The organism is Ruegeria sp. CDSB086, from assembly GCF_059611065.1.
This window is the reverse complement of sequence record NZ_JBXWOV010000002.1, coordinates 14,326-37,892: the sequence shown is the minus strand read 5'-3', so window position 1 is coordinate 37,892 and position 23,567 is coordinate 14,326. Positions and strand designations below refer to the sequence as shown.

The window sequence follows — 23,567 nt, the reverse complement described above, 5'->3', positions numbered from 1 at the left end:
AGCCCAAGAGCCAGTTGTTCATGAAATTCTTTCTATCCCTTGCAATCACAGTTTGCGCGACCGTCGCCCATGCTGATGGCGTTTATGTGAGAGACGCCGACACGATTGTTGTCAACGGTACTCCGGTTCGTATGAACGGTGTCGACGCACCTGAGCTAGGCACCAGATCCGGGCAGGATGCAAAGCGCTGGATGGTCAACTACCTTCGGGACAAGACTGTCACCTGCGATCTCAATGGGGACCGCACCCATGATCGATGGGTGGGCGTCTGCTACCTTAACGGTCAAGACATCGGAGCGGCAGTAATCGCCGCTGGGCATGCGCTTGACTGCGCGCGTTATTCCGGCGGGCGTTACAAGAACCTGGAAACACCAGCAGCTAAGTCCAGGCTCAAAAGAGCAAAATACTGTTAACGAAGATGAAACATTTTATAGCATTTGGGACATACTGGACTTTGCAACCACAGCAATCTGAAGGCGGCAAGACGCAGATGGGAACCGCTGTATCCTAGTGCAGTGTACCATTCCGGTTAGATTTTTTTGGAGCTTTCGATGAATACCATTCTACCTTCGGGCAAAAAGATGTGGATCCGCGCCTTTTATGGCTTCAGTCCTGAAGATGACGGTTACGTCGGCTGGTCCAAGGAAGCCGGCAGAAGCCATATTCTGAAACACATTCAGGATGGCGACCTAATTTTGATCTATGGCGCCGGTTCAGTTGAAACAAAAAAAACGCTGAGATCGCACGTTCTGGGATTTGTTCAGGTGGACGCTAAACAAGTTCGTGATGTCGATAGGTCAACCGAGGAAGCTCTGGCATGGAAGAAAAGCCGTGGCTGGCAGGACAAGTGGACTTATGGGATCCCTGTTCGGCGCGCTTGGCGCGCCGATGAAAAAGTCACAATAAGTACCATTGCCTTCAGAACCTACAGACCAGAAGCAGGCCAGGCGATTGGCGTATGGGGTGCGGAGCTTCAGGAAGAAGAGATCGAAAGCGCTCTCAAGATCAAGGTCTCTGAAACAAGTGTGTTTGGCGAGAAGCCAGTGACCTCGGATGCGCTTTCAAACACGCCTTTTGGCGAAGAATTCAATCCATCCCGTGGCTTCCCTGGTTCTCACGGTAAGCGCGTGTCGAACTATCAGGATGGTGAGACCTTTCTCTACCTGGCAAAATACGATGGAAATGCCCACGCTTTCATAGGTAAACCCAAGACGTTTGGACCGCAGCCGGAAGCGTTCAAAATTGGCGTCTCAAGCGATGTGAATGCACGTATGGCCCAACTGAACTCGGGCATTCCACCGGCGGCAAAAGCCCGTTGGGTACCCACTATGGAGGCCAGTTTCCCTAACCGGAAAGCAGCTGAAGAGGCAGAACGGCTCTTTAAGGACAAATGCGCTCTTGAAAGCTTGGGCGGTGAGTTTTTTTGGGGGAAATCTGAAGACGCTAGTAACACGTTTTGTAGTATTCCTGGAGTCTCGCGATTCTGAGCCCTTACCTGCCTTTCCCGCTCTATTTGACCGATGCAATTGCATTCTTCGGCTTTGGATCCATTGCTGACCTTCACGGCTTGATTGGCGAACTCACAGGACGCGGGGCACAACTGCCGTCCGCTGAGCCCTGTTTGAATGCCAGCTTAGCGATGACGTTGCTCAGAAGCTGAGACGAGCGCTGGGTGACGGCCCAAGTCCGGCTCGTATCTCTCTGGGTAAAAACCTTCTCCGGTTCCTGCTGCATAAATCTCCATAGCTTCGACCAATGTGAAGAAAGTGTTCTTGTTTTCATGGATGAATTCACCTTCATACAGATAGATCGACGTGATACCCCAATCATTGATCGGATTATTCTCGATGCGGCAAATCACTATCAGACAGTCGCTTTGACGATCTGGACACCCATCAACGAAATATGACTTTCCGTGCTCGTTCGATGCAAATATCGCTCCAAACGAAAGCGCCCGATAGTAATCCATCAACGTCCGATCCTGCCCTGGCTTGGGGCAGCACGGAAATTCCGACGGTGTCCGCCAATTAATTTGTGCGGCTCCCTCAGTTAGTGAAGGAATAATCTCGGGCAATTGAGGCCGCTCCAATTGAGTGCGGTGTTCAAACAGCCATTCACCCAGTCCAGAGCCCAAGGGCGATTTCGAGCTTGCCGCCCAATTCTCAAGTTTGCGCCTACTCTCCTTAGCTTCTGATGCAGAGACCGCTCGCATCCAATCGTATTGGCTCGGAAGCGGCTTATGCTTCGGCATCGCAGGATTAGAAAAGAATTTTTCGACTGACCCATACGCCTCAATTACCCTCTTCAGAGTAACCGGGTTCAACAAGATGTTCTCAAGCCTCGTGATCCAGCGCAGGTTTTCCGGGCGATTGTTCATGCGGTTGGTGTCGATATGATCGACAATATGCTGGCTGGTTGGGGGTGCCCCATGGAAAGCCGTTGCAACGATCCGATGAACTTTGTGGTTCCCAAAGTTTGCGTATCCTGAGCTGGCGTCCTTGGTTCCGAAGGTCCAAAAACTGTCGAGTTTGCGTTTTCTTCCACCGGGTCGTTTCCGACGAAGTATCGCACCGTTATCGCGAATATCGAATATGTCCCCTTTGAAAGTGCAAGTTCGGGTCACATTAAAAGTGTTGACGAACGGGTTTGACATTTTTCACCCTTGATTTGGACAGCCGAGAGCAGGGCGCAGACGTGGCCTGCGCTGGCTTGGCATAGATTTCGGGATTGCTCGATCAGCCTGTTTGAGGAGTCTTAGCAAATACCAGTGTAATCGGTGTTGCGGGTCCGTTAACTACGTCCGAAGCCCATTGATAGACTTCGAATGCTGCGCTTCTGTAGGGGCCTACAAATCCACCTTTGGCCTTACCGACCGCAGGCCAAATGTCACCGACTGGCGAAGCCCGAAGCTGTTCGTTGGTTCGGTAGATGTAAAAAGATCTTTCGCCAGCGCGCACGTCTGCTTTCATCGCTTCGATGATCGTTTTGTAATCTTTGAACAACTGGAACAACCCGATCTTGGTGTCTTGGGGGAAGGACTTACGCCCTGCGAGAATGTCTCGTGCAAACCGATCAGAGAACCCTCCGATTTCCGCTACGTCTCTCGCTGATAGACCAAGGTAAGAACACATTGTCGCATAAGCAGCGTCATGGCGATGTTGTCCATCCATCGTTTTCTCTCCTGAGTGGCGCGGCCCTGAGCCGTCTGCCAGTGAATGAATTTAGTTCCGAATTCGGAACAACACCGGTTTAGCTCCGAATTCGGAACCTGTCAATAAAGTTTGGGTTAAAAGACACAGTGATGATTGACCCTATTACTTAGCCCATCATAGCCGCTCTTCTCCGCTTAGGAACCGATTGCCTGCTTCGGGGCTCTCTGCCGTCATTCTTTGCGATGTGCCTCAACTGGAAGTATGAGCCCATTGCCGCCACTGCTCCAACTTAACCGGTTCGCAATCGCGGCATAGTCGTCCGGCCCATATGGAGCTACTATCGAATAAGAGTATCGTTCGATCTAAGTCGCCACGACAAACACAAACAACCTTCGGTTGGGCTTGACGAACCGCTTTTGGATGAAGAAAAAGCACGCAAGACAACTAGCACTGGATTTTCTTTTGAATTTCTGTCCTCTGCTCCAGGAGAAAATAATTTGACTACTTTTCAAACACTTGATCCGGAAATTGGGTTTACTTCCGCGGTTATTACAGACCCTAAGAGATTTGTAGGACGGGCAGGGTTAATCGAAAGTTCGATGCGCGCAGTGAATGCCACATCCAGTCTAATTGCTGTGTTTGGAAAAAGAGGAGTCGGGAAGTCGTCTCTACTCAGACAGGTGCAACTTATAGCAAACGGAGACTACGAAATTGCGACGCGCGCTGGTTTGCATCACATAATACCTGAGAGACCCCGACGCTACTACACAGTATTTTATACATGTGACTCCAACATTACCGGCATTGAAGACCTCCTGCTGCGTTTGTGCACCGACACTGACCCAATCGATGGCTTGCTTAGGTTGGTTCCTGACAAAGGGAAAGAATTGCAAGAGTTTTCTCGATCCACAGCGGAGGAGGCAGCGGTTGACCTAAAATTGCTTAAGTGGGGTGGAAAGGGAGAAGACGCAGAGAAATACGCGTCAAATCTTAAAGCAGACATTGTTCAAACATTTAGAAACTTCTGCTCTTCTGTTGTGGGGCACAATAATAAGTTTTGGCGAAAAAGAGATGGCCTAATAATCTTTTTGGACGAATTTGACGTTGTGCAGGACAAGGCCGGTGTTGGGTCGCTAATCAAGTCGTTGTCATCCAGTACTCTAAAGTTCGCTATATCAGGTATTGCCGATGACCTTACCAATCTTGTCGAGGACCATGCGTCAATTGATCGACTGTTGGAGCAAGGATACGCTCACGTAACTCCCATGTCGCAATCAGAGACAAAGATGATCTTTGATACTGCGTCTACGCTCTATGGCAATAAATTAATTTTTGACAACGCTGTGGTCACCCAGATTCACGAAGTTTCAATGGGTTATCCATATTTCGCCCAGCTAATTGGCAAGCGCTGCGTGGAGCATGGTAACATGAATGGAACGAACACTATCGACCAGTCCATACTGAAATGCGTTCTTGATGAAATTGCCGAAGGCAAGGCTTTTCCTGTTTTGGAACAGAAGTTCCAGAGAGCTGTAGGGGATAGTGCAGGCCGAGCCTTGCTTTTGACCCTTTTGGCTGAAGAGAATGTTACAATTGACGACGTCGAAGGTGGGATCAGCCTTAGGGCTATTCGATCAGCGGCGCAGGAACTCGAAATCGAATACATGGACCAGCTTGTCCCCAGATTGATTGATAAGAAATTCGGCCCCGCATTGGTTCGAAAGCAAGATCAGAGAGGCACATACGAGTTTCTTGACCCTGTTCTGCGTGCCTATGTTAGGCTGAGGCGATAGAGTTTCGGCTAGTCTAAGACACCGCTATTACCGATTGCACGACCGCACGGTTCGCCATGACTTTTGCAGACGAACTGAAACGCTGGAGTACATTCTAGTATCGGGCAGGTTCACCACCGCGAGAAATTCAGTATTGAGGCCGCCTGAAGGTAAACTTCCATCTTCGTGGCTGGGGTGGCTCCATAGCGCAGAGATTGACTGCATTCCGCTCTGCAGTTGGATGGCTTCGCTCTTGCAGTAGACTATTCGCGGTTGCAGCGAACGGCAGCTCCGTGGCCCACTTTTTTTTGAGCACCGGGAAACGCCAGAGGATTGGCTGGACCAACCACGCAAGACTAAGGAAAAATTAGTCTTGGTGGAACCTTCCAATGAGCAGAAAGAACTATGACGTTTGTATTGCGCATGTGCTGAAATGGGAAGGTGGCTATGTCGACCACCCGAAAGACCCAGGCGGCGCGACAAATCACGGGATTACGCACAAGACGCTTTCCGCGTTTCTTGGCAGGTCGGTCACTAAGGCAGAGGTAAAAGCCCTTACTATCGCGCAGGCCGGGAGCATCTACCGCTTGCGCTATTGGAACAAGGTCAAAGGCGATGAGCTGCCCCAAGGGCTGGATCTGGTTGCCTTAGACGGCGCTGTCAATTCGGGGCCGTCACGCGGCGCGAAGTGGCTGCAAGCCGGCTTGGGCGTTAAGGCAGATGGTGTCATCGGTCGCGCTACGCTTGGCGCTGCAATCAACGTCATTGATCGGGTGGAAGTCATCCAGAGGGCCAGCGCCGCGCGTATGGGGTTCCTGCGCAAGCTGCGCACGTGGTCGGCGTTCGGGCGCGGTTGGGCCCGTCGCGTGGCCGACACCGAGGCAGAAGCCGTCGCGATGGACACGCGATCACCGGAGCGGGTCAAGATCGAGGCGGACAAAGCCCAGAAAGCCCGAGCAACGCAGGCCAAGGGCGCACGCGCGGCCCCTGTGGGCGGTGGTGGCGCGCTGCTGGTGGATTGGCCGGAATGGGCCTTGTGGTCCGTTATGGGCGTTCTGACCGTCTGTACCCTGATCCTTGCCTTGAACGCGGCACAACATGCGCGCCGGGCCGCTGCCTATCGTGAAAAATTGGAGGAAATGACTAATGGCTAAACCGTGGTGGTTGTCAAAAACACTCTGGTTCAATTTTGTCATGGCGTTGGTGGCTTTTGCCGTCGAGTTGCTGCCTTTACTCGATCACTTCACGGCGTTGGGGTTTCCGGCCGGATATGAGGCGGTTGCACGCACTTTCCTAACCGTCATAGTTCTGGTTGGTAATGCCATCCTGCGGGCGGTCACCGATAAGCCGCTGGCGGTGCGATGACGAAATTCCTCGGCTTTCTGATCCGATTGGGCTTTGGCGGCATTGTCGACAAGGCCATCGGTCATTTGGAACGCCGAGCAGAATTGGAAAACGACAGAGAGCGCTTGAAGACCACGGCAACGATCGAACTCGCGCGCCAGGCAGTGGCGGAGACTCAGATCATGGTCGACTACAACAAGGCCAAATTGCAATTCCCGTGGTTCTGGGCGTTTGCCGGCATGTTCCTCGTGCCGCTCGCGCTGTGGTGGGCAGCAGTTATCATCGACAGCATTCCGTATGCGCGCGACGTGTTCGGCGATCAGCAGGTGTCAGACCTGCCGACGCCGCAAATGCAGCTATGGGCCGGCAATATGATCCAGTGGTTGTTCTTTGTCGGAACGGGCGTCGGAGCATGGAAGGTGTTGAGACGATGAGCGCGGGTCCTTCCGGCGGGGGTAAGGCCTGTGGGTGTGCAATGGCGCAAAAAACTATTTGTGCGAGCGCCCGGGAAACGTGGACTACTACTATTACTTGAGGCGGTGGCGTGAGCAATAAAGTCGGTCGCGGACGAAAACTGAACAGGGCTGAGACGGCCGATTATTTCGGCATTGCGATGACCACGCTTGATGATTGGGTTCGTCGCGGTTGCCCAGCAGTACAGAAAGGATCTCGCGGCAAACCTTGGACGTTCAACTCAGCGCAGGTATCGCGATGGCGTGAGGACGATATCAGATCCGAGGCGGCCGGCGTGCAGGTTGCGTCGGCTGACGAACTCAAGCGCCGCAAACTCGAAGCCGAAACTGAGCTGGTCGAACTTGAGCTAGCCGAGGCCAAAGGACTGGTGGCACCCATCGAACAAATGGAACGCGCGCAGGCCAAGGCATTCGGTGAGGTCCGCGCCAATATGCGCAACGTGCTGCCGCCACGCGCGGCGAGCCGGATCGTCGGCGAGAAAAGCGAGACCAAGATCAAGGCGGTGTTGCTGGAAGAAATCGACCTGTCGCTTGAGGCACTGGCAGATGGAGATCTGATTGCGGAATCAGATCTCGACATTGAAGACGACGACGGGGAAGACGATTGAATGCCCGTGCCGATTTTTCAAACGCTACATCGATCGTTCGCGCGACCCGAAATGCCCAGCGTTTTCTAAGGCCGCCGCCGAAACTCTCGCCGTCTGAGTGGGCCGAAAAGAACGTCAAAATTCCTGTCGGTAACGCGATCCCGGGTTTGATCCGTTTCGACAATGCCCCGTATCAGCGCGAGCCACTGGACATGATGGCAAATCCGGAGTGCGATCACCTTAGTTTGAAGTGGGGCGCACAAGTCGGCAAAACGTTGGTGGCTTTGTGTGGGCAAGGCTATTTCATCGCACACGATCCATGTTCGCAAATCATGATGCAGCCCAGCCAAGGCGATTTGCAGACCTGGCTCGAAACCAAATTCAACCCGATGGTGGATGCCAACGAGGCGCTGCAAGAGGCGATCGCAAAGCCGCGCGGCCGTGATGGCGTCAACAACCAGCGAATGAAATCCTATCCCGGTGGGTTCATGATGTTTTCATGGTCGGGATCTCCGAAGACAATGCGCGGCCGGTCGGCGCCCAAGATCGTTTGCGACGAGGTTGACGGGTACGATCGAACAAACGAGGGACACCCGGTCGAGCTGCTGTCGCAGCGCGCCGCAACATTTGGTGATCAACGGCTACTGGCTGAAATCAGCACGCCAACAATCAAGGGCGCGAGCCGGATCGACAGCTCTTTCGAGGAAGGGGACAAGCGCCGCTTTCACGTCGCATGTCCGGAATGCGGTCACCACCAAACGCTGAACTGGCGGAACGTCAAATGGGAAAAAGATGAAGACGGAAACCACCTGCCGGAAACCGCATATTATTCTTGCGATGGCCACGACCCGGAAACCGGGGAGGTTTGTGGTGCACGGTGGTCTGACGAAGAACGCAAGGCGGCAATTCGATCGGCGGAATCGGACGGGGCAGGGTGGAAAGCGGAAAAGCCTTTCCGGGGTCACGCGTCCTATCACCTAAACGAACTGTATTCTTGTTTCCGCAAACTGAAAGACATCGTGCAATCGTTTCTCGATAAGAAAGCGGCGAACGATTTGCAGACGTTCACCAACGTTTCTCTGGCTGAAACTTGGGTTGAAGAGGCCGACGAGGTCGAAGCCGACGCGCTGATTGCACGCGCAAAGAAATACAAGGCTCAGGTCCCGGCCGAGGTCGGCGTCCTCACCGCTGGCGTTGACATGCAGGGCGACCGACTAGAGGTCGAGGTCGTGGGGTGGGGGCTCGGCGAATGCAGCTGGAACATTGACTATCAAGTGTTCTGGGGAGATCCGACACAATCCGACGTTTGGGACGAGCTGTTCGATTATCTTAGCCAGACATTCACCCACGAAAGCGGAGCCGAGCTGCGCATCCGTGCGACCTGTGTCGACACCGGCGGCAACAAAGGCCTTACCCAAGCCGCGTATGAACAACTCGCAGGTAAGCACACCAGCCGGATTTTTGCCATCAAGGGCAAGGGTGGATGGGATCGGCCGATTGTTTCAGCACCCGCGCGCAGGAAGTCACCCAAAAGAGGGCGGCCGGTGAAGTTGTTCACCATCGGCACCGACGAAGGCAAGCTATTAATCCAGCGCCGGTTGAAGCTTGAGACCGGGCCCGGGTCTTGCGTTTTCAACATCGATCGCGATCCGGAATACTTCGAACAGATGACCGCCGAACGCTTGGTCACAAAACTAATCCGCGGATTCCCGGTGCGTGATTGGCACAAAACGCGTGAGCGTAACGAGGCTTTGGATTGCCGCGTCTACGCCTACGCCGCGCTGAAAATCGAAAAACCAAACATCAAACTTATGTTGTCCCGCCTCAAGCCCGCAGACGATGAGCAGAAACCCGACGCGGCCGCCGAGGAAGAGGGGAACCCGCCAGAGGAAGAAAAAACCAAACGCCGCAAAACTAGGCGTCGTAAAGCGCAGGCCACCGTAAAGCGGAGGCGCGCGCGACGTTCGAATAATTACTAGGCGGCGGGTGCAACATTGCTCAATCAGTTTCCGACAACCATCAAAGCCGGGGTGAGCCTACGGGCGACGATCACCTCGGATGACTACCCCGCGCCCGATTGGTCCGTTGCAGCGTATCTGCGCGGACCGAAGGCCGTTGACCTTGTGGCCGTTGCTGACGGGGCGGATCACAAGTTATCCGAGACCGGGACCAACACGGCCACATATGACGCTGGGCGATACACTGTCACGGTGCGGGCCGAGAAAGACGGGGACGTCTTTGAGATCGAATCCGGCGAGGTCGAGATCCTCGCCGATGTGGCCAGCCTGAACGCGGGTCATGATCCGCGCAAACACGCGGAAAAAGTCTTGGCCGCGATCGAGGCTGTGATCGAAAGACGAGCGACCAAGGATCAACAATCCTACACGATCAACGGTCGGACGCTGGTGCGCACCAGCATCGATGAGCTGTTGAAGCTCCGCAAAACCTACAGGCTCGAAGTCGCAAAACTCAACAGCAATGGCCGCCATAAGAAACTTGTGCGACGCCAAGTTAAGGTGCGGTTCTGATGGGGTGGCGGTTTGGAAAAAATAGTAAGACGGTTCGCGCTGAACCGGTGGTCGAAGTCGCGGAATCCAATATTCCCAAGGTGAGTCGCCGGAACCTCGTACGCACCTTTCGGGCTTCTCGGTCCTATGACGCAGGACAGACAGACAGGTTAACCGCCAGTTGGACAACGACGCCGCTTACGGCCGATCAGGTGATTGACCGGAACCAGCGCATCCTTGTTGCACGGTCTCGCGAACAGGCGGCCAAGAACGATTACATGAAGCAGTTCCTGCGCTTGTCCGATCAGAACGTTGTCGGGCCTCGTGGCGTCGTGTTGCAGGCCCAAGCCAAGGATGAAGACGGTAGCCTCGATCGGGCGGCAAACGAAGCGCTTGAGGCATGGTTCAAAGAATGGAGCCAGGCCAAGAATTGCGACATCAAGGGCCGTCGCAATTTCCGACGAATGTGCAAATCGGCGGTGCGCACGGCGGCCAAAGACGGCGAGTTCATGATCCGGGAAATCCGGGGCCGTGCTGCGCCAATGGGCTACGCTCTGCAAAGCATCGACCCGCAACGCTGCCCGGTCGACTACAACGTCGAACGCTTGCCAAATGGCCGGGTCATTCGTCAAGGCATAGAGTTCTCGCGTGAAGGACGGCCGCTTGCCTATTTCTTCATGACCGGCGACCCGGGAAACACCGGGTATACCTTCAACGGTCGAAGCCTCGACCGGGTGCCGGCCGATCAGATCATTCATGGATTTATTGAAGAGATTGAAGGTCAGCGGCGCGGCATCCCGTGGGCGGCAACAGCTCTTTGGCGTATGAAGCAGCTCAACGAGTTCGAAAAAGCGGCGGTGGTGAACGCCCGTATGGGTGCCAGCGTTGGCGGGTTCTTGGAATGGGAAGAAGGCTATGGGCCTGAACCAGGCAAAGACGAACCGGAAGAACACGAAGAACTATACGTCGAGCCGGAAGGCGGCGTTTTCCAAGAACTGCCAGAGGGCCTGAAACACAAAGCATTCGACTCGCGCTATCCGAGCGGAGAATTCACCCCGTTTCACAAGGCTATGTTGCGCGGTGCGGGTGCTGGCATGGGCGTGGCATATGTCAGCCTGGCCAACGATCTTGAGGGCGTGAATTTTAGTTCGATCCGGCAGGGCGTCATCGACGAACGCGATCACTGGATGGATCTGCAAGAATGGCTGATCGAGGTGTTGGTCGACCGGGCCTATCAGCATGCGCTTGAGGCGGCACTGTTGCGCGGGTTGGTCAAGAATGGCCCGGTGCGCCTGAAACCCGAGCGGATCGCGAAGTATCGCAACGTGTTCTGGCAGGCTCGCCGCTGGGCGTGGGTAGATCCGCAGAAGGATATCAACGCGGAAGTTACGGCCAAGGACAATCTTCTGTCGTCCCCGTCCGAGATCATCCGCAAACAGGGGCGCGACCCGGAAACGGTTTGGCGCACGTTTGCAGCTGACATCAAGTCGATGGAAGACGCCGGAATCCCCGACAAATTCATCATGGCAGCAATGGGTCAGGCCATGGGCGCAAAAGCGTCACCAAGCCAAGAGGAGCCCCCAAATGACGGGAAAGAATAAACTGGCCGTTCTGGTCGGCCAATCTCTGACGCGTGCGATCACCGCCGAACAGATCAACACCAACCAAGGCAACGGCCCCTTGTGCCGAACCGCCGAGGTGCGAAACGTCGACGAGGATGCGCGTACGATCGAGGTCGCGTTCAGTTCAGAGACACCCGTCGCGCGCTGGTTTGGTGACGAGGTCCTAGACCACTCAACGGGTGCGATGATCACTGAGCGGCTGGACAATGGGGCAGCCGTTCTCTGGAACCACAATCACAACACGCAAATCGGTGTCGTCGAAAGCTCCCGCGTTGACGGTGATCGTGTCGGTCGCGCCGTGTTGCGCCTCGGACGTTCGGCACGCGCGGAAGAGATCTGGAATGACATTGTCGACGGTATCACCCGGCATATTTCTGTCGGCTATTTCGTGCGCGCCATCACTACAGAGGAACGCGAGGGCGAAGTCGACAAGGTGACAATCACCGAGTGGGAACCCTACGAGATCTCGCTGGTCAGTGTGCCTGCAGACCCGAGCGTCGGTGTTGGTCGGTCTGTGGGGGAAACGCCAGAGGAACCCGAAAACGAGCGCGGCAATACTGGCGCAGAGATCGACCCAAACCAAACAGAAGGATCGGGACATATGGAACGAATTCTCCGCAATGCGGCTGGCGACCTGGTCCGCGCGCGTGTCGATGCGCAGGGCAACATCGTCGAAGAATTAGAAGTGCTGGAACGCGCCTCCGAAACACAGGCGCTGGTAACGCGCGGCCGCGATGGCGAACAGTCCCGCGTTGCTGACTTGATGGAAATTGGCGAGCAGTACGGCGCGCAATCGCTGGTGGCTGACGCTGTTCGCAACAATGTTTCGGTAGCGGATTTTACCCGGACGGTTCTCGATCATGTCTCGGGCAACAACGAAAGCAACAGCCGGGGCAACCAGCCGCTGAACGACGACGCGGGCGTCATCGGCATGAGCGAGCGCGAGGCCGACGAGTTCAGCTTTGTGCGTGCGTTGCGCGCTCTGGCCAATCCAAACGATCGCGCGGCCCAAGATGCGGCGGGTTTCGAGTTCGAAGCCTCGCGCGCGGCCGAGCAAACCTCGAGTCGTGCCGCTCAAGGCATCATGGTACCAGCTGACGTGTTGCGTCGTGCATTGAACACCTCGACCAGCGCGACCGCTGCCGGGGATACCGGCGGTCACTCGATTGCAACGGATCTGATGGTGCAATCGTTCATCGGCCTATTGCGCAACCGCTCGGTTTTGCTGGGCATGGCCACGCCGATGGCAGGCCTTGAGGGCAATGTTGATATTCCGGGCCAGTCATCCGGTGCGAATGCGTTCTGGATGGGCGAAGACGACGACGCCACCGAAACCGGGGCCGAGCTGCGCATGCTGGGGTTGTCGCCGAAAACGTTGGGGGCTTATACCGAAGTCACTCGCAAGATGCTGCAGCAAAGTTCGCTTGATGTTGAGGCCTGGCTGCGGTTTGAACTAGCAATCGCCATTGCCCTGAAAGCGGATAAAACCGGGTTCTATGGTGCTGGAACGGGCAACGAACCGCTGGGTATCAAGAACATTCCGGGCATCAACGCGGTAGATTTTGCCGCTGTTCAGCCGACGTTCCCGGAACTGGTGAAATTGGAATCGGAAATCGCGGCGGACAATGCGGACGTGAACACGATGGCCTATATCGGGAACGCGGGTTTCCGGGGTCACTGCAAGACCGCGCAGAAGTTCCCCGGCACCAATGGCGCGACGATCTGGGAACAGGGCAATACCGTAAACGGGTACCGTACCGAGATCACCAATCAGGTTGAGACCGGCGACGTGTTCCATGGCAATTTTAGCGACATGGTTGCGGCCATGTGGGGCGGCCTGGACCTGACTGTCGACCCATACACCCACTCGAAAAAGGGCCGGGTGCGGATCGTCGCGTTTCAAGATTTCGACTTCGCATATCGGCATGTCGAGAGCTTCGCATACGGCACCAAGCCTGCAACCTGATTGTACCTGTACTGGAGGCGGCCTGACGGTCGCCTCAGTTTTCACCTGAACAATTGGAGGCCTTCCATGGCTCAGAAACCCATCAAAATTCTAGTGACGGCGGCGTTCGCACTTGAGGGCGTAATCCGTACACCCGGGCAGACGCTGACCGTGCCGGAAGATTTGGCGAAGAACCTGTTCGAGCGCGGCCGTGCCGAGCTGGCGACAGATGATGACAACGGCGACGAAAAACCGCTGAAAGATCACACGGTCAAAAAACTGATCGAGATCGCCGAAGAATACGAAATCGAAGGCGCGGCTAAAATGAAAAAGCCCGAGCTGATCGAGGCCATCGAGGCGGCCGAAGCCGAATAACCAATGCCTCATCCGGATTGGGAAGACCTCACCGACTTTTTTGACGCCGACGTGTTCGCAACAACAGCAATCATCACTCGGGACGGCAATACAGTCGGTGAGGTCTTAGGCATTTTTGACGATCCTAATCAGGTCGCCAGTTTGGGCGAGTATGAACTGGATCATGATGAGCCGGTGTTCACCTGCCCCGAGGTCGCCGTAGCCAATGTGCAAGCGGGCGATGAGGTCGAGGTCGAAGGCACAAAGTATGATCTGCTGAAAGAGCCGCAGCGTGACGGGACCGGCCTATCGAGGCTGATCCTTTCGAGCCAGAACGTGGTCTACAATGCTTCCGTTTGATATCGATGATCGAGAGTTGCAGGCCGTCGCGAAGGAATACGCCGCGACACCCAAGCAAATCGACATGGCAGCAATTCGAGCGGTGAAGAGAACCGCCGCGACGCTACGCAGGATTTCATCGAAAGGTCTGCGATCAGAACTCGGCTTGAAGAACGCTCAGGCATTGCGGGTTCGACTTCGACAGTACCGCACCGGTAATGGTCGGAGAAACCTAAAGCTCTGGTATGGGGCTAACGATCTTCCTCTCTCGTCGTTCAAGGGGCGTCCACGCAAAGTGGCAGGCGGTGTTAAGTTGGGGGAAACCCTGATCTTCGGTGCATTCATTGCTAAATTAGATGGCAAACAAAGAGTGATGGTTCGCAACGGTCCGGAGCGTTGGAAAATTAGCCCGGCCTTGCTGCCAGTTTCCGATCGGATGATGACGTATCTTGAGGATGAGGTTTTCGTCGACGTGGGCGGCATCTACTTCAAGCACTTTCAATCTGAAATCCGCGCGCGCACAATTCTGGGGGTAGGGGATGGCAGACGAAATTGATCTGGGCGCGGCATTGGATACCGTCGTCGCCACCATTGCCAGTGAGTTTCAGGCGTTCAAAACCGTTGCGGCCGAAGATCAGGCACCACGCGACCTGCCGGTTCCGGCGATCTTGTTGCAGGTATCGGAGTTAGAGCCAGAAGCCAAGAAAGACCCGCATACGGGTCAGTTCCCGTGCTTGGTTAATGTCGAGGCGCGCGTCATCATGGGGCATAGAACGCCACGTGTGCGGCGGGAGAGCATCAAAGCAGCCGGTGCGCTCGCTGCGTTTGTGCACAACAACCGGTTGGGCGTAAAGTGGGGTACCGCCGAGGTGCTGGCCGTTGAGCCCGACGAGTTCGCGCCGCAGGCCGACAATTTCGATATTTGGCGTTTGGAATGGGTGCACTTTGCCTGCGTCGGGCCGAGTTATTTTGTCGATTCAGGCGTGACACCAACGCAGGTTCTGGCGTCATGGGCCCCTGACGTGGGGCCAGGCAACGAAACGGACTATAAGGATGTTCGCACCGATGGCTGACTATGCGACTGCCCAGCTCATGCAGATTGTTGAGCGCCTGATAATGGTTTCGACCGTTATCGAAGTCGATCGGGGCAATGCCCGGGCCAAGGTGGATTGGCGTAACGGTGCGAAAAGCGACTGGCTACCGATCGCTCAACTTGGGTCTGAGACACTTAAGTTTTGGATACCGCCAACGGTTGGCACTCAAGTTATTGTCCTGTCACCGGGGGGCGACACGACGCGAGGGATTATTTTGGCGGGCCCGTTCGCAACCGCACCACCGACGGGCAATTTCGAAGGTGACGTTTCTGGAAAAGGCAATGTCGTCGTTTCGAACGGCGACGTAACCGTCAGCGGAGGCGATGTGGTCGCCGAGGGAATAAGTTTGGTAACTCACGTTCATGGCAACGTGGCGCCGGGGCCGGTTGAAACAGGCGAACCGAAGTAGCAGGAAAAAAGGGATAGGTCATGACTGGCTTCCTAATTGACTACAATTCCACTGACTATGATCTTCGGATTTAATATCTACAGCACAAGACGTATTAACTACGGAGGTGTAGAAAATAGTGGAACCCGTAGATAATTCCATGCAACGTCCGCCTATGAAGATGGGAATCGGGATACCTACGCAGAAAAAAGCGCTGTTTGCGGCGGGGGCTGAAAAGGTCATCACGCATGTCGAACTCGACGGGATTCTTGAAGACGAGGATTTGGCTGACTTCGTGTTCCGTCAGGGCGATACCGTCATTCTGGCGCAGTCGAACTTGCTGCCAGTCGTGCCGATGAAAGCCATCGCCTCGCGTGGCGTCACGTTCGAAATCCCCGGCCACGAACCTCGCACATGCCCGACCGACCAAAGCATTCGCGATCTGCGAAAGTTGGAGCCGATCAACGTCACAGTGGAAAAGAAAGAGGCGCGTGGTGCAACGCCTTTTTGGGCCGGTTCCAACTGTTCAGCAGATCGAAACCATTGTCGCGCTATGGCATACGTCAGAGATGAAGCGCAGTGCTGTGGTCGCGCGAGCGCGAGAGATTGTTGGAGCTGAGGTGCCGGACCACTGGGTGCGTGACCAAGTCATAAAAGCGACCGGATCAGGGGCGCGGAAACCTAAATAGTAAAGTAATCACCGCTGGTTGCAAGAAGTGGCCGGAGGGTATCGGAATGCATAAAATGAGTCTGAGAGATTGAAACTGTGATGAATGCAGGGAATTCTACATTATCTATTCGAACTAAGATCATCTTGGTTTTACTCAGCCTGCTAGCCGTATTTTTGGTATATTCTGCAATTGTGCTGACGTTTTTCGCCTTTCTGGCAATGATTTTCTGTCTCGCATGGCTCTATTTTTTCTTTGTGAGTTCTTTCGATTTGAAACACCCTGGGGTTGTCATCTGTTCCGGTCTTGCTTTGGGAGCAGGAATTTTGAGTGCATGGTACAATTTTTCAAGCCCTGAAGAACAGAAGCAGATTGACGCGCTTCGTGAGCTTGCCTTAGCCGCAGACAGCGACCTAGTTACCTATCAAATCAACCCCAGCGTCGTTCCTTTGCTTAAGAGCGTTATTTCCGCATGTGTTTCAGAACATAATTTCAATGTTGGGAAGTTAACTTATGACTTTGCTCTGGTGAAATACGAAGCTGAGGCAACGAGTTGGTTCAGTTGGGCCCTGCGGTCTGACCCAAAGAGAGTTAAGTGCCTTGCCGCGGCTCAGAAAGTTGCCAACAAAGCACCTCAATTCGACAGCAAATTTCAAAAAATAATTTCTGATGGGAAATAGGAGTAGGCGTGTATAGGCGGTCGATCGAGTTCGCGGTTTTGTGCGTGATGGTTGCGGCCATAGTTGTATTTAGGTGGGCAACTGGTGCCTCCAATCTCGGTGTCGACTTAGCTTTTTATTTGGCTTTAATAGCTTTGGCTTACTTCTACTATTCATCGGGATGGTCCGGATACGCGGACTTCGGACTCTATGTCGTTCTGCCGATTAGCATTTGTTCCATGGTCTGGGCTTTCATTCGGCAAAAGCGGCAGAGCGTTAGAAGGTATTCTGTAGACGACAAGTAGGAGCGGCGCGTGCGGCGGTTACTTTGCAAGATATTCGGTCACAAGTGGCGAGTTCGCTGGGCCACAGATGCCCCGTTTCATCACTGCCTGCGCTGCGGTAATGGTGGTGATACGTATTGCAATGAAACCCACAATTAGGAGTAGAGCGTGGCATTGCTCGAAAAGATTTTCAGCGAAAAGCCTGAGGCGGTGACACTGGCTATTGGCCTATTTCTAGGGGCCGGTGGTGTCTATCTGTATATGAAGGATCGACCCAGTACGCCATATGAGGTTTGCCTCCAGTATTGGGGGCAAAAATACTTCAACAATGGTGAGGTGCCTATCGTCGCTCACGCTTTGGCTGAGCCCCATTGCGAGTGGGAAAAAACCGCGTTCGACGGCGATTATTCTAATGGGTAGAGACACACAATAAGGAGCAGGTCGTGGGCAATCCAAACATGGGGGCACTGATTTTGTTTGCGGTGGGTATGGGGGAAATCCTATTTCCGGGATGGAATGGTGCTTTTTTCGACCGCAGTTCGCCTTTGGACGACACCATTCATATTACCAGTACGGTGTGCTTCGTGGGTGCGGCCGTGTTGTTTTTTGCCCCGCGAAATAGTTCACAATAGGGAGTTGAAGCATGGATTTTGAGGGTATGACCGTTAAGGCTCTTAAGGAATTGCATGAGGCGTGCCGTCGAGCGTTTCAATCTGATCGGTCGCTTTCAGATCAGAAAAAGGAACTGGCCGCCCATTTCGGCAACTACTTCGGCGTCGATGAACTTCCAGATTGGAATGATCATGTTAGGCGGCTTGAAGCGGAGTTGCAGAAGAATGGCGAACCTTTTGTTCCTATATCGCTTCGATAATCCAAGTTCACAATAAGGAGAGAAAAATTGCTTCATGAAACCACCAGTAAGATTTTGTATGCCATCCGTAGCCTTGTTGGTTCTGATGTTCAGGGGGTTGGGCCGGGCTTGGCCGAGTTGTTGCAACACCAGCTGTTGTTAGATGAGCCTGCGACCGGGATTTTGTCTGGGCTGGAAGAGGCTGAGCGCTTCGGATTCATCCGCGTTGATCGAGGAATGCCTGCGGGACCCACGCCGGGTATTCCGAACGAGCTGCGCAACATCGCTGGCGTCAGTATTCTCGAAGCTGGTCAAGAGTACCTGGACCAGGAGTTCACAAAAGGGAGCAATGTTTCTTGACCAATGGCCATAGGCAAAAACTGGTAGCTCTAACCGAACCTTTTTCCCCTGAGGAAGAGCTCGATCTAATGTTGGTTAGGAAGAGATTTCGGGAGTTATGGGATAACTTTGAAGACTTGAAGGCTTCTGGATTCAACCTATCAGGGGGGGTTACACTAGAGTCCGGCGGGACAATCAGTACCGATGTAAAGCTGGGGGTTAGTAGGTTTCGAATAAAGGGATATCTTGTAGACTATCGTCATTTTTCGGGAGATGAGCCTACTCGCTTTTTTAAGATCATAAAGACATTGAAACGTCGCTGTAGAGACGCCTCGGTTAAGGCGAAACTTGATAGATTTAAAGATGACTGGGCCGAGTGCAGCGTGGTATGTGGTTGGCACAACGATTTCAGCATAGATGATGTAGTTGATGCCGCATTCAAGGAAGAGGTCTTTCACACAAATCCGACGGGCAAACAGGTCCGAGTTCGTTTGGACGAGGTCACCGGACAGTTTACTCAGGACGTGCTATGGTTCGAACTTGCGATGGCTGTTTATCTCAGAATGATGGTTATTCGAAACGTCAATTGGATGCTGCAGCCATTTTATGAAGGCAAGCAATGCTTAAGGTTACCGGCCTAGACCGGCGTACCGGTTAGTTTTGAAGCTTTTTAAGTCAACAATAAGGAGCGCTTGCCGTTCCTCCCCCCGCTGCTTCATATACCACGGGGAAACCGCCAGAGGATTGCCGTGCGTTTGCCGGCCATGATGGCCGCATGTACGGGATCAATGCGGCCACCGGCCGGAAACTCAGCGGAATCGACCATCTGCGCCAGTCCATCCGGGACGTTCTGACCACGCCCATAGGGTCGCGGGTCATTCGTCGTGACTATGGTTCTCGCCTGTTTGAGCTGATCGATAAGCCGTATTCGTCCGGCACCAAGTTGGCGATTATCGCCGCAACCGCCAAGGCGTTGATGACTTGGGAACCCCGCATTGAAGTTGAGAACGTGACCTTGCGCACGTTCCAGCCGGGGCAAATCACGATCGATTTGACCGGCCGTTATCTGCCTGATGGTCGCAGTGTGTCGATTGAAGGGATCGAGGTGTCATGAGTGCATTCACCGAAATCAATCTGGACAAACTGCCGGCGCCCCAAATCGTCGCGCGAAAGAATGCCGAGACGGTTCTGACAGAGATCAGGGCCTGGCTGATTGAGCGCGAACCGGGATTGGCACCGGTGCTGGATCTGGAAAGCGAACCGATAACCAAACTTCTTGAGGCGTGGGCTTATCGTGAAAGCCTGTTGCGCGCAGAGGTGGACGACGCCGGGCGCGGGAACATGCTGGCCTTTGCCATCGGGCCACAGCTCGACCATCTTGGGTCATTCTATGGTGTCGAACGCGCTGTAGTTCAGGCTGCCGTCGTGGATGCAATTCCGCCCGTGGCTGAAATTCTTGAAGATGACGGACGGTTTCGGCAGAGGGTGCAATTGTCTCTTGAAGGGCGCACCACGGCGGGTTCGCGTGGATCATATGTGTTTTGGGGGCTGACGGCTTCGGCGCAGGTCAAGGATATCGGGATTGAATCGCCCACGCCGGGGCAGGTTGTGGCGACGGTGTTGTCGACTGACGGCGACGGTTCGGCTGATGCGGATCTGTTGACGGCTGTGAACTCGAAACTGAACGAGGAATCGATCCGACCGCTAACCGATCAGGTCGTGGTTCAGGCGGCAACGATCCAGCCTTACGCCGTAAACGCGACACTGACCTTGTATGAGGGGCCAGACAGTGAGGTTGTGCGCGCGGCCGCTGAGAACGCCGCTAACGCTTATGTCACGGATCATCACCGCCTAGGCCATGACATCACTGTTTCTGGCTTGCACGCTGCCTTGCATCAAACCGGTGTGCAAAACGTGGCGCTGGCCAGCCCGGCTGCTGATATCGTTGTTGCGCCTCATCAGGCGGCCCATTGTACGGGGGTGACGGTCGCAATCGGGGGCCGCAATGTCTGATCTGTCCACGTTGTTACCTCTCAACGCTCAAAAGATCGAATACGACCTTGAGCAGCTTTCCAGCCGGCACACGGATTTTGCGCAGCCCATTGGTGAGTTGTGGCGTCCACAAACGTGCCCGGCCCATATCTTGCCGTGGCTGGCGTGGGCGTTCTCTGTCGATGATTGGGACCCGGAATGGTCCGACGATGCAAAACGCTCGGCGATCAAGGCCTCGATCGATGTACATCGCCGCAAAGGCACGATTGCCTCGGTCAAAGAGGCGCTTGCCGCTGCCGGATACGGTGACGCCGAAGTGATAGAGCGCTACGGCTGGGAAAAGCATGATGGTGCGCATCGGTTCGATGGGATGATCAACTATACCGAACCGGACCATTGGGCCGAATACCGGGTACGACTGACCCGCCCGATAACGGTTGAGCAGGCGAACCAAGTACGCGCGATATTGGCGAACGTAGCGCCCGCCAGGTGCCACCTTAAGGCGCTGGATTTCACCGAAGCTTTGAACACATACAACGCCCGGATCAATTACGACGGGCAATTCACGCACGGAGTCGCTTGATGGCAAATCTCATCGAAGCCAACCAATGGCCTGCTGGTATCTATCAAATCGAAACACAAGATCCGGTACTTGGTGGCCCGCCGGATCTACCGCAAGCGAAAGGCATCGCCAACGTCGCGGCGCAACAGCTCGCCGATCGAACTGTTTTCCTGAAAGCAAGACTCGATAGCCTGTTGAGCGATGCGCCCGAAGCTTTGGACACCTTGAAAGAGATTGCAGACGCGCTGGGCAATGACAGCAATCTTGCGGCCACAATCACTGCACAGTTGGCGAACGCGCGACAGCAGTCAATCCGTGACGCATACCCAATTGGAAGGCCGGTGAAGTCGTATCATGATACGCCCGACATCCCGGCAGAGGTCGTGGCATTAGAGTTGAACCGGGCAACCATCTCGCGGGCGACATATGCCGATTTGTGGGCGAAGGTTCAGACTTCCGGCCGATATGATGCGACAGGGGCGTCGGAGGCAGCCTATGGCCCCGGCGATGGTTCGACGACTTTTCAGCTATTCGACGCGCGCGGAGAATTTGAGCGTGGGTTGGATAACGGTCGCGGCGTCGACAATGCGCGGGTCTTGGGAGACCTTCAGAACTATGAGGTTCAGTCCCACGACCACGGAATTTCGGTCACCAGAACAACGGGCGGTTCCGTCACCAACGAAAACCACATTCCGGGCAATAGCGGGACCAGCTTGGGCGTGCAAACATTCCGCACCAGCTTTTCCGGTCAGACTGAAACGCGCCCGCGCAACATTGCTGTGAAACACTTCATCGTAGCGGGTTACAGTTTCGGGGCCTGATCGAAAGTGGGGAAACCGCCAGAGGAAATGCGGCGCTGGGCGTGAAATTCTCTGACCAAAGCAACACCCGAGCGCGAGGTCAGCATGTCCACACAATTTCTGCACGGCGTCGAGGTCGTAGAGATCGATTCCGGCCCCCGTCCAATCCAGACGGTTAAATCGTCGGTTATCGGTATCGTTGGCACCGCGCCAGACGCCGACGCCGCTCTGTTTCCCTTGAACAAGCCGGTTTTGGTCGCAGGTTCGCGCCGTGAAGCGGCTGGACTGGATACGACAGGCGACAGCAAAGGAACGCTGCCGGCGGCGCTCGACGGCATATTCGACCAGATCGGCGCAGTGGTGGTCGTTGTTCGTGTGGACGAAGGCGCAGACGAGGCCGCCACGCTTGCGAACGTGATTGGTGGTGTGAACGCCGGAACGGGTGACTTCGAGGGCGTGCATGCCCTCGTGGGGGCCGAGAGCGTGGTCGGGTTTTCCCCTCGTATCCTGATCGCGCCCGGCTTCACCCATCAACGGCCGACAAACCTCGCTAATCCGGTTGTGGCAGAGTTGCAGGGCATCGCATCGCGCCTGCGCGCCGTCGTGATCGCGGATGGCCCAAACATCACCGATGCAGCCGCCCAAACATCGGCCGGTGATTTCGGTTCCGATCGGATCTACCTCGTGGACCCGTGGCACAAAGTGCAGATCGGGTCGAACATCGTCGATGTTCCACCCTCTTCGCGCGTCGCGGGCATTATCGCCCGGGTCGACAAAGAGATCGGGTTCTGGGCGTCACCGTCTAACCAGCTTATCAACGGCATTATAGGGACAACGCGCCCCGTCGATTTCAAGCTGGGTGACGCAAGTTCCCGGGCGAACCTACTGAACGAGAACAAGGTCGCGACCACGATCCGGCAGAACGGTTATCGCCTGTGGGGCAACCGCTCGCTGACAGCGGACAGCAAGTGGCATTTCCTCTGCGTGCGCCGCACGGCCGATATCATCAATGACTCGCTGTTGCGAGCGCACCTGTGGGCCGTCGATCGCAGTATCACCAAGACTTACGTCGAGGACGTGACCGAAGGGGTGAACAACTACCTTCGCGACCTGGTCTCGCTGGGCGCGATCCTTGGCGGCAAGTGCTGGGCTGATCCGGATCTGAACACGCCGTCAAACATTCAGCTTGGCAAGGTGTATTTCAATTTTGATTTCACCCCGCCTTACCCCGCCGAACATATCATTTTCCGTTCCCACTTGGTGAACGACTACGTTGAGGAGGTATTCAACTGATGGCCGCCGAGGACATTCTCAAGTATCTGAACCTGATCGTCGATGGTCGCGGTTACGCGGGCAAGATCGAAGAGTTCAGCCCCCCTGATCTGACTGTTTCGACCGAAGAGTTTCGGGGCGGCGGTATGGACGCGCCGATTGATATCGATATGGGGCTGGAAAAGCTGACCTGTTCGTTCGTCCTGAAATCGTACGACGCCGACGTTCTGGCGCTCTGGGGCATCAAACAAAATGCCGGCGTGCAACTGACCGCCCGCGGCTCGATCGAAAGCCTCGACGGAACCACAACGCAGGTCGTTATGAATATGCGCGGCAAGCTGATCCAGCTTGGGCGCGGCACGTGGGGCAGCGGTAATGCGCCAACTCTGACAGTGAACATGTCTCTGCGCTACTACCGCGAGCAGCACGGCCAACGCACGATCAACGAAATCGATCCAATCAATATGGTTCGGATCGTCAACGGCGTGGACCAGCTCGCCGAGCATCGCGCCAATATCGGCCTTTAACAAAGGGTGTGGTGGGGGGAAAGCCCCCGTTACGCCG

Annotated in this window: 32 protein-coding genes; 30 read left to right on the top strand and 2 right to left on the bottom strand. The window is 55.0% G+C overall.

Translation table 11 applies throughout. The annotated features are described in order from the left end of the window. Positions 1-20: 20 nt before the first annotated feature. Together AC2FIO_RS03750 and AC2FIO_RS03745 are read left to right on the top strand one after the other, a co-directional pair. Positions 21-413 (top strand): thermonuclease family protein, encoded by a 393-nt coding sequence (locus AC2FIO_RS03750; RefSeq protein WP_496695745.1) that lies wholly within the window; start codon positions 21-23, stop codon positions 411-413. Between the two features lie 138 nt (positions 414-551). After that, a complete protein-coding gene (locus AC2FIO_RS03745; RefSeq protein WP_496695743.1) occupies positions 552-1,487 on the top strand; it encodes a GIY-YIG nuclease family protein in 936 nt (311 codons plus the stop codon). A gap of 146 nt (positions 1,488-1,633) precedes the next feature. On the opposite strand, the gene AC2FIO_RS03740 is transcribed toward AC2FIO_RS03745, so the two are convergent. Together AC2FIO_RS03740 and AC2FIO_RS03735 are read right to left on the bottom strand one after the other, a co-directional pair. After that, positions 1,634-2,653, bottom strand: coding sequence for an HNH endonuclease signature motif containing protein (locus AC2FIO_RS03740; protein ID WP_496695741.1), 1,020 nt, complete (start codon positions 2,651-2,653; stop codon positions 1,634-1,636). 82 nt (positions 2,654-2,735) lie between these two features. Beyond that, positions 2,736-3,170, bottom strand: a complete 435-nt coding sequence (locus tag AC2FIO_RS03735; RefSeq protein WP_496695739.1) for a hypothetical protein — start codon at positions 3,168-3,170, stop codon at positions 2,736-2,738. Positions 3,171-3,568: 398 nt separating this feature from the next. Here AC2FIO_RS03735 and AC2FIO_RS03730 point away from each other — a divergent pair, with 398 nt between their 5' ends. The 28 genes from AC2FIO_RS03730 (at position 3,569) to AC2FIO_RS03595 (ending at position 23,530) form a co-directional block, all read left to right on the top strand. Beyond that, the gene (locus tag AC2FIO_RS03730) at positions 3,569-4,945 is read left to right on the top strand and encodes an ATP-binding protein (RefSeq protein ID WP_496695737.1); all 1,377 of its coding nucleotides are present in this window, start codon (positions 3,569-3,571) and stop codon (positions 4,943-4,945) included. A 368-nt stretch (positions 4,946-5,313) separates the two neighbouring features. Further along, on the top strand, positions 5,314-6,078 hold the full coding sequence (locus AC2FIO_RS03725; RefSeq protein WP_496695735.1) for a glycoside hydrolase family 108 protein: 765 nt from the start codon (positions 5,314-5,316) through the stop codon (positions 6,076-6,078). Beyond that, a complete protein-coding gene (locus AC2FIO_RS03720) occupies positions 6,071-6,289 on the top strand; it encodes a hypothetical protein (RefSeq protein WP_496695734.1) in 219 nt (72 codons plus the stop codon). Before AC2FIO_RS03725 ends, AC2FIO_RS03720 begins: the two co-directional genes overlap by 8 nt. Beyond that, the gene (locus AC2FIO_RS03715) at positions 6,286-6,702 is read left to right on the top strand and encodes a hypothetical protein (RefSeq protein ID WP_496695732.1); all 417 of its coding nucleotides are present in this window, start codon (positions 6,286-6,288) and stop codon (positions 6,700-6,702) included. Before AC2FIO_RS03720 ends, AC2FIO_RS03715 begins: the two co-directional genes overlap by 4 nt. A gap of 110 nt (positions 6,703-6,812) precedes the next feature. Next, complete coding sequence (locus tag AC2FIO_RS03710; RefSeq protein WP_496695730.1) at positions 6,813-7,349, top strand: terminase small subunit; 537 nt, start codon at positions 6,813-6,815, stop codon at positions 7,347-7,349. Further along, positions 7,346-9,307: a phage terminase large subunit family protein gene (locus AC2FIO_RS03705; protein ID WP_496695728.1), complete on the top strand. Its 1,962-nt coding sequence runs from the start codon at positions 7,346-7,348 to the stop codon at positions 9,305-9,307. The genes AC2FIO_RS03710 and AC2FIO_RS03705 overlap by 4 nt, the downstream gene beginning before the upstream one ends. Before the next feature lie 15 nt (positions 9,308-9,322). After that, positions 9,323-9,856, top strand: a complete 534-nt coding sequence (locus tag AC2FIO_RS03700; RefSeq protein ID WP_496695726.1) for a hypothetical protein — start codon at positions 9,323-9,325, stop codon at positions 9,854-9,856. After that, a complete protein-coding gene (locus tag AC2FIO_RS03695) occupies positions 9,856-11,436 on the top strand; it encodes a phage portal protein (RefSeq protein WP_496695724.1) in 1,581 nt (526 codons plus the stop codon). The genes AC2FIO_RS03700 and AC2FIO_RS03695 overlap by 1 nt, the downstream gene beginning before the upstream one ends. After that, on the top strand, positions 11,420-13,423 hold the full coding sequence (locus tag AC2FIO_RS03690) for a phage major capsid protein (protein WP_496695722.1): 2,004 nt from the start codon (positions 11,420-11,422) through the stop codon (positions 13,421-13,423). Before AC2FIO_RS03695 ends, AC2FIO_RS03690 begins: the two co-directional genes overlap by 17 nt. A 66-nt stretch (positions 13,424-13,489) precedes the next feature. Then, positions 13,490-13,777 carry a Rho termination factor N-terminal domain-containing protein gene (locus AC2FIO_RS03685; protein ID WP_496695720.1) on the top strand — a complete coding sequence of 96 codons (288 nt, stop codon included), beginning with the start codon at positions 13,490-13,492 and terminating at the stop codon, positions 13,775-13,777. Between the two features lie 3 nt (positions 13,778-13,780). Continuing rightward, positions 13,781-14,116, top strand: a complete 336-nt coding sequence (locus tag AC2FIO_RS03680) for a head-tail joining protein (RefSeq protein WP_496695719.1) — start codon at positions 13,781-13,783, stop codon at positions 14,114-14,116. Beyond that, positions 14,103-14,651: a phage tail protein gene (locus AC2FIO_RS03675; protein WP_496695717.1), complete on the top strand. Its 549-nt coding sequence runs from the start codon at positions 14,103-14,105 to the stop codon at positions 14,649-14,651. The genes AC2FIO_RS03680 and AC2FIO_RS03675 overlap by 14 nt, the downstream gene beginning before the upstream one ends. Continuing rightward, positions 14,635-15,168, top strand: coding sequence for a hypothetical protein (locus AC2FIO_RS03670; protein WP_496695715.1), 534 nt, complete (start codon positions 14,635-14,637; stop codon positions 15,166-15,168). Before AC2FIO_RS03675 ends, AC2FIO_RS03670 begins: the two co-directional genes overlap by 17 nt. Then, positions 15,161-15,598, top strand: a complete 438-nt coding sequence (locus AC2FIO_RS03665) for a phage baseplate assembly protein V (RefSeq protein WP_496695713.1) — start codon at positions 15,161-15,163, stop codon at positions 15,596-15,598. Before AC2FIO_RS03670 ends, AC2FIO_RS03665 begins: the two co-directional genes overlap by 8 nt. Positions 15,599-15,737: 139 nt before the next feature. Beyond that, positions 15,738-16,196 carry a hypothetical protein gene (locus AC2FIO_RS03660; RefSeq protein WP_496695711.1) on the top strand — a complete coding sequence of 153 codons (459 nt, stop codon included), beginning with the start codon at positions 15,738-15,740 and terminating at the stop codon, positions 16,194-16,196. Positions 16,197-16,346: 150 nt separating this feature from the next. Beyond that, positions 16,347-16,925 carry a hypothetical protein gene (locus tag AC2FIO_RS03655; protein ID WP_496695710.1) on the top strand — a complete coding sequence of 193 codons (579 nt, stop codon included), beginning with the start codon at positions 16,347-16,349 and terminating at the stop codon, positions 16,923-16,925. A 293-nt stretch (positions 16,926-17,218) separates the two neighbouring features. Next, complete coding sequence (locus AC2FIO_RS03650; protein WP_496695708.1) at positions 17,219-17,347, top strand: DUF1660 family phage protein; 129 nt, start codon at positions 17,219-17,221, stop codon at positions 17,345-17,347. Between the two features lie 9 nt (positions 17,348-17,356). After that, positions 17,357-17,608: a hypothetical protein gene (locus AC2FIO_RS03645; RefSeq protein ID WP_496695706.1), complete on the top strand. Its 252-nt coding sequence runs from the start codon at positions 17,357-17,359 to the stop codon at positions 17,606-17,608. A 23-nt stretch (positions 17,609-17,631) separates the two neighbouring features. Further along, positions 17,632-17,820, top strand: a complete 189-nt coding sequence (locus AC2FIO_RS03640) for a hypothetical protein (protein ID WP_496695704.1) — start codon at positions 17,632-17,634, stop codon at positions 17,818-17,820. An 11-nt stretch (positions 17,821-17,831) separates the two neighbouring features. Continuing rightward, on the top strand, positions 17,832-18,059 hold the full coding sequence (locus tag AC2FIO_RS03635) for a hypothetical protein (protein WP_496695702.1): 228 nt from the start codon (positions 17,832-17,834) through the stop codon (positions 18,057-18,059). Between the two features lie 27 nt (positions 18,060-18,086). Then, positions 18,087-18,398, top strand: a complete 312-nt coding sequence (locus AC2FIO_RS03630; protein ID WP_496695700.1) for a hypothetical protein — start codon at positions 18,087-18,089, stop codon at positions 18,396-18,398. After that, complete coding sequence (locus AC2FIO_RS03625; RefSeq protein ID WP_496695699.1) at positions 18,395-19,018, top strand: hypothetical protein; 624 nt, start codon at positions 18,395-18,397, stop codon at positions 19,016-19,018. Before AC2FIO_RS03630 ends, AC2FIO_RS03625 begins: the two co-directional genes overlap by 4 nt. 134 nt (positions 19,019-19,152) lie before the next feature. Next, positions 19,153-19,491 carry a GPW/gp25 family protein gene (locus AC2FIO_RS03620; RefSeq protein WP_496695697.1) on the top strand — a complete coding sequence of 113 codons (339 nt, stop codon included), beginning with the start codon at positions 19,153-19,155 and terminating at the stop codon, positions 19,489-19,491. After that, positions 19,488-20,390, top strand: a complete 903-nt coding sequence (locus AC2FIO_RS03615; RefSeq protein ID WP_496695696.1) for a baseplate assembly protein — start codon at positions 19,488-19,490, stop codon at positions 20,388-20,390. Before AC2FIO_RS03620 ends, AC2FIO_RS03615 begins: the two co-directional genes overlap by 4 nt. Next, a complete protein-coding gene (locus AC2FIO_RS03610) occupies positions 20,383-20,952 on the top strand; it encodes a phage tail protein I (protein ID WP_496695694.1) in 570 nt (189 codons plus the stop codon). Before AC2FIO_RS03615 ends, AC2FIO_RS03610 begins: the two co-directional genes overlap by 8 nt. Next, complete coding sequence (locus AC2FIO_RS03605) at positions 20,952-21,752, top strand: hypothetical protein (protein ID WP_496695693.1); 801 nt, start codon at positions 20,952-20,954, stop codon at positions 21,750-21,752. The genes AC2FIO_RS03610 and AC2FIO_RS03605 overlap by 1 nt, the downstream gene beginning before the upstream one ends. An 84-nt stretch (positions 21,753-21,836) precedes the next feature. Continuing rightward, positions 21,837-23,024 (top strand): phage tail sheath C-terminal domain-containing protein, encoded by a 1,188-nt coding sequence (locus AC2FIO_RS03600; RefSeq protein ID WP_496695691.1) that lies wholly within the window; start codon positions 21,837-21,839, stop codon positions 23,022-23,024. After that, positions 23,024-23,530, top strand: a complete 507-nt coding sequence (locus AC2FIO_RS03595; protein ID WP_496695689.1) for a phage major tail tube protein — start codon at positions 23,024-23,026, stop codon at positions 23,528-23,530. The genes AC2FIO_RS03600 and AC2FIO_RS03595 overlap by 1 nt, the downstream gene beginning before the upstream one ends. Positions 23,531-23,567: the final 37 nt, after the last annotated feature.

What these genes read in the sequence shown, in the direction of transcription:
- AC2FIO_RS03610 (WP_496695694.1), top strand. Translation starts at nt 20,383, where the DNA reads ATGTCTGATCTGTCCACGTTGTTACCTCTCAACGCTCAAAAGATCGAA.
- AC2FIO_RS03675 (WP_496695717.1), top strand. Translation starts at nt 14,103, where the DNA reads ATGCTTCCGTTTGATATCGATGATCGAGAGTTGCAGGCCGTCGCGAAG.
- AC2FIO_RS03680 (WP_496695719.1), top strand. Translation starts at nt 13,781, where the DNA reads ATGCCTCATCCGGATTGGGAAGACCTCACCGACTTTTTTGACGCCGAC.
- AC2FIO_RS03660 (WP_496695711.1), top strand. Translation starts at nt 15,738, where the DNA reads ATGCAACGTCCGCCTATGAAGATGGGAATCGGGATACCTACGCAGAAA.
- AC2FIO_RS03600 (WP_496695691.1), top strand. Translation starts at nt 21,837, where the DNA reads ATGTCCACACAATTTCTGCACGGCGTCGAGGTCGTAGAGATCGATTCC.
- AC2FIO_RS03690 (WP_496695722.1), top strand. Translation starts at nt 11,420, where the DNA reads ATGACGGGAAAGAATAAACTGGCCGTTCTGGTCGGCCAATCTCTGACG.
- AC2FIO_RS03665 (WP_496695713.1), top strand. Translation starts at nt 15,161, where the DNA reads ATGGCTGACTATGCGACTGCCCAGCTCATGCAGATTGTTGAGCGCCTG.
- AC2FIO_RS03685 (WP_496695720.1), top strand. Translation starts at nt 13,490, where the DNA reads ATGGCTCAGAAACCCATCAAAATTCTAGTGACGGCGGCGTTCGCACTT.
- AC2FIO_RS03740 (WP_496695741.1), bottom strand. Translation starts at nt 2,653, where the DNA reads ATGTCAAACCCGTTCGTCAACACTTTTAATGTGACCCGAACTTGCACT.
- AC2FIO_RS03620 (WP_496695697.1), top strand. Translation starts at nt 19,153, where the DNA reads ATGTACGGGATCAATGCGGCCACCGGCCGGAAACTCAGCGGAATCGAC.
- AC2FIO_RS03655 (WP_496695710.1), top strand. Translation starts at nt 16,347, where the DNA reads ATGAATGCAGGGAATTCTACATTATCTATTCGAACTAAGATCATCTTG.
- AC2FIO_RS03635 (WP_496695702.1), top strand. Translation starts at nt 17,832, where the DNA reads ATGGATTTTGAGGGTATGACCGTTAAGGCTCTTAAGGAATTGCATGAG.
- AC2FIO_RS03735 (WP_496695739.1), bottom strand. Translation starts at nt 3,170, where the DNA reads ATGGATGGACAACATCGCCATGACGCTGCTTATGCGACAATGTGTTCT.
- AC2FIO_RS03745 (WP_496695743.1), top strand. Translation starts at nt 552, where the DNA reads ATGAATACCATTCTACCTTCGGGCAAAAAGATGTGGATCCGCGCCTTT.
- AC2FIO_RS03670 (WP_496695715.1), top strand. Translation starts at nt 14,635, where the DNA reads ATGGCAGACGAAATTGATCTGGGCGCGGCATTGGATACCGTCGTCGCC.
- AC2FIO_RS03720 (WP_496695734.1), top strand. Translation starts at nt 6,071, where the DNA reads ATGGCTAAACCGTGGTGGTTGTCAAAAACACTCTGGTTCAATTTTGTC.
- AC2FIO_RS03615 (WP_496695696.1), top strand. Translation starts at nt 19,488, where the DNA reads ATGAGTGCATTCACCGAAATCAATCTGGACAAACTGCCGGCGCCCCAA.
- AC2FIO_RS03750 (WP_496695745.1), top strand. Translation starts at nt 21, where the DNA reads ATGAAATTCTTTCTATCCCTTGCAATCACAGTTTGCGCGACCGTCGCC.
- AC2FIO_RS03595 (WP_496695689.1), top strand. Translation starts at nt 23,024, where the DNA reads ATGGCCGCCGAGGACATTCTCAAGTATCTGAACCTGATCGTCGATGGT.
- AC2FIO_RS03605 (WP_496695693.1), top strand. Translation starts at nt 20,952, where the DNA reads ATGGCAAATCTCATCGAAGCCAACCAATGGCCTGCTGGTATCTATCAA.
- AC2FIO_RS03695 (WP_496695724.1), top strand. Translation starts at nt 9,856, where the DNA reads ATGGGGTGGCGGTTTGGAAAAAATAGTAAGACGGTTCGCGCTGAACCG.
- AC2FIO_RS03725 (WP_496695735.1), top strand. Translation starts at nt 5,314, where the DNA reads ATGAGCAGAAAGAACTATGACGTTTGTATTGCGCATGTGCTGAAATGG.
- AC2FIO_RS03715 (WP_496695732.1), top strand. Translation starts at nt 6,286, where the DNA reads ATGACGAAATTCCTCGGCTTTCTGATCCGATTGGGCTTTGGCGGCATT.